The sequence below is a fragment of the uncultured Sphingomonas sp. genome (assembly GCF_946477935.1).
Lineage (GTDB): Bacteria > Pseudomonadota > Alphaproteobacteria > Sphingomonadales > Sphingomonadaceae > Sphingomonas.
In genome coordinates, this window is the sequence record NZ_CAMLAC010000301.1 from 1 (window position 1) to 3,605 (window position 3,605).

Genomic DNA, 3,605 nt, shown 5'->3' on the forward strand with positions numbered 1-3,605 from the left:
CTACCAAACAGCGTCGCCGCATCGCCCATCAACCGGTCGTCGCCATCCCCGCCGTCCAGCGCATCATTGGCACCCTTGCCGTTCACCCATTCGACATCGCCGGTCAGCACGTCATTGTCGGCCCCCCCGGCCAGCGTATCCGCCTGCCATCCGCCGATCAGCACGTCCTGGCCCTTGCCGCCGTTCAACACGTCGACACCGTTGCCGCCCAGCAGCGTGTCGTGTCCCGCACCGCCATCCAACACGTCGTTGCCGTCCAGCCCGCTCAACCGGTCATCACCCGCCCCGCCGGTCATGGCATTGGCCAGCGCGTTGCCCGTACCCGTAAAGGCGCCACTGCCGATTCGTGCCAGATTCTCCAGGTTCGCGCCGAGCGTATAGCTGTCCAGCGTCACCTCCACCCGGTCCTCGCCGCCATTGGCGCCTTCGGTGACACGGTCGCCTTCATGGTCGATGCGGAACACGTCTGCACCACGCGTCCCAACCAGCGTGTCGGCCACCGGCGGCGGCGGCGCCACCGGTGCGACCGCCGCATCACGCGCCGGCTCGAACCGCGTCTGTCCGGCCGAGGCCTGCCCGCCATCGACGACCACCGTCTCGGTCACACTGTCCCATCCGGACAGCCCCGCCTCGCTGGCCTTGGTCATCGCTGTCGCCAGCACCGAATGGGTGATCGCCACATCCTTCAGCACCAGTTGCCCCGTCGACGAGATCACCTTGGTCCGCGACCCCGCGTCCTCGAAACTGCCGCCGGTCACCGTCACCCTGGCGGCGGCGTCCAGCCACAACTGGTTCTGCTCCGACGATCCCCCACGCCATACCGGATTGCGCCCCACCGCATCGGTCAGCGTCGCCGATCCCCACAAACGGTAGTTGCGGCCATTCTCCTCCGACAGCGTACGCAGCAGCGTCGTGTTCTCCGACTTCAGGTCATAGCCGCCGTCGCTGTTGCCGCGCGCCACCGTGTCGATGAACGTCACGTCATATACGCCGCGTTCGGATGCGAAGCCGTCGCCGTTCAGATAGGTGCCCGTCGTGCTCAGCACATTCTCCACCGTCACGCCGCGCACCGTCACATCATGGACGGTGCCGTCCAGATGGAGCCCGGCGGGCATGCCGTCACCGGTCTGCCCTGCCATGTCGATGGTCACATCCGCGATCGTCACGTCATGCGTGTCATATTGCAGACGGATCGCGGTGCGCGAAAAGCCCGCCACATCCACGTCGCGAATGGTCAGCCCGGCGATCGTCGCGGTCGCGCTCGTCCCGCTCGCCAGATTTTCGAAGAAGCGCCCGATATTGGCGGCATCGACCCGCTGGATGGTCAGGTTCGCGATATCGGCGGTCACCCGGAACGCGGTGCCGGCATGGTCGATCTGCAGATCCTCGAACACCAGATGATTGGCACCCGCGCCCAGCTTGAAGATCTCGCCACCTTGCGCGTCGCCCGCCGTCCAGCTCGTATCGCGCGTGCCGGTGATGCGCGCCTCCATCGGCTCACCCCGGGAATCGATGCCCCGGATCGTCACCGGTGCGCCGTCCACGCCACCCTTGGAGATACCGATGATGCTCGCGGGCTTATAGTCGCCCTGATCGGCGATCATCAGCACCTGCCCCCCCGGGCCGGCCTTGCCGATCAGCGTGTTCATCGATCCGATCGATGCGGCGTTGGCGATATCCTTGCCGCTCTTGTCGCCGGCCCCGGTCGGCGAGACGTAGAAATTAGCCATGACTTCAACAGACCCCGTGCATGAGACATGAAAGGCTCATCCCGCCGCCCCTCGATGCTGCCGTTGTTCTGTTCTGGCGATCGGTCGCGCGGACAAGCCGGTCAGCCGCGGCCTCATGGCGCGCACGTTGCCGATGCGCGATGACACTGCTGCCCACCCCCGAAGCCTGATCTAGATCATAGCCCTTTCGGGTGCGTGTATACGCATGGATTTCAACGCGTTAACCTATATGGATTGTGGAGGCCTCGATGATGAACCGCCGCACGCTGCTCGCCGCTGCGCCTGCCATGGCCGGTACCCTGTCGCTGGATGCCGATGCGAAGGCTTCCCAGATCCCGGATGAGCGCCCCCCCTTCGACATCATGCCGGAAGGAAGCGGATGGAAAATCCGCAGTTGGGAATGGGCGGAAGACGCATGGCGGCCCAAAATCGCGCGGGCGCTGCGCGTTGCGGACGGGATACGGATCGAAGGGCCAGTAGCGCCTGCCGATCTCGATGCGATACGCCAGCGTCTGTGAACGACGCTACCGTGCACGCAAATATTCAGGCAATACGGGCGCCGGATCCTTGATCCGACGCCCGCATGACGAAGTTTTACATCATCGCGTCGGGATGATTACTCTTCGTCGGCCTTGACAAGATTGTCCGACACATTGCTGAACGTCTTGTTCAGGTTTTCACCTAGCGTTGTCATCGTCGCAATGGCGGCAACAGCAATGAGGGCAGCAATCAGACCATATTCGATGGCCGTCGCGCCCTTGCTGTTCTTCAGAATAGCACGAAGTGCTTGCATGTCTGGCTCCAGTTTCAAGATCATCAGCGTTCAGCTTGGCCGGAAACCCCGGAAAGCGATGATCCGTCTATGCCTCGCCCAGTTAAGAGAAACATAAAGACGTTCAGCAAGTCAGTTCCATACAATACTTAGCTTGATTGGAACAAAGACATAGCACTAAAATGCAACGATAGTTTTCTACAAATAATTCTTTTTCTGAAAGGCCTTGCCTTGCCGCTTGTGCAACGACCCGATCCTGCATAGCCTTTGGCTTCCCGTGCTTCCAAAGCTGGAATCATCACTGGTTCCGGGCTCGACTTATCAGTCGGGTTCGGGACTAGCGATCTTCTTCACTACATGTCTTTAGCAAACGATCTTGCGAGCAACTGTCGCAAAGATCAGCTATGTAATTGCAATCAGGCAGATTTACTCACACCATTCCACGGATCGAAGCGGCGCCTCCGTCCTGCGGCCACGGCTCGTCATACGAACAGGCAATGCCCCCCGACCTGTCGAGGGGCATCGCTCGCGCGATTGCGGTTACAATACTGGTAAGTGGCGCGCGGCGGGAGACCTAGTACCCCGCCGGCTCCCCACCCGCCGATCAGGTCCTGGCGGGTCGTTCGTCCCACTCGGCGCGCGCCGTCTCGGGCGCCGCGGTCGGCTCGGCATCGGCGCTCAGCGCCGCACGGTACACGGTCATCGTATCCTGCGCCGCCTTGTCCCAAGAAAAGCGGCGCCGGATCTGCCCATGGTCGATCGTCAGCGACCCACAATCCTCGTTCAGTCGCTCGGTCAGCACCGCCACGTCGCCGGTGGGGAAGTAGTTGCGTGCCGGCAGGCCGATATCCCGGCACGCCGGAATGTCGCTGAGCAGCATCTTCGCGCCGCAACTCGCCGCCTCCAGTGCCGCGATCGGCAATCCTTCGTGGTAGGACGGCATGACGAACAGCGCGCATCGCTCATACAGGCAGCGCAACGTGGCGCGCGACTGTACGCCCGCAAACACCACCCGGCCCCCTGCCCGCGCCAGCAGCGACTTGGCGTAATCGTCCTGATGATCCGCCGCGCCGACGATCACCAGTTTGGCCGCGCAGGACGAC

The 3,605-nt window shown here is 62.9% G+C and carries 4 protein-coding genes; 1 reads left to right on the top strand and 3 read right to left on the bottom strand.

All coding sequences use genetic code 11. From position 1 onward, the window contains the following. Window positions 1-1,730 (bottom strand): calcium-binding protein (locus tag Q0U08_RS18805; protein ID WP_298093261.1); only part of this gene is annotated, 1,730 nt, incomplete at its 3' end. 248 nt (window positions 1,731-1,978) lie between these two features. Between Q0U08_RS18805 and Q0U08_RS18810 the strand changes: the two genes are divergently transcribed. Beyond that, on the top strand, window positions 1,979-2,248 hold the full coding sequence (locus Q0U08_RS18810; RefSeq protein WP_298093263.1) for a hypothetical protein: 270 nt from the start codon (window positions 1,979-1,981) through the stop codon (window positions 2,246-2,248). A gap of 98 nt (window positions 2,249-2,346) precedes the next feature. Here the strand turns inward: Q0U08_RS18810 and Q0U08_RS18815 are convergent, their stop codons facing one another. Next, window positions 2,347-2,523, bottom strand: coding sequence for a Flp family type IVb pilin (locus Q0U08_RS18815; RefSeq protein ID WP_298093264.1), 177 nt, complete (start codon window positions 2,521-2,523; stop codon window positions 2,347-2,349). 583 nt (window positions 2,524-3,106) lie between these two features. Further along, the coding region (locus Q0U08_RS18820; protein ID WP_298093266.1) for a glycosyltransferase at window positions 3,107-3,605 on the bottom strand (499 nt) is incomplete at its 5' end.

What these genes read in the sequence shown, in the direction of transcription:
- Q0U08_RS18815 (WP_298093264.1), bottom strand. Translation starts at nt 2,523, where the DNA reads ATGCAAGCACTTCGTGCTATTCTGAAGAACAGCAAGGGCGCGACGGCC.
- Q0U08_RS18810 (WP_298093263.1), top strand. Translation starts at nt 1,979, where the DNA reads ATGATGAACCGCCGCACGCTGCTCGCCGCTGCGCCTGCCATGGCCGGT.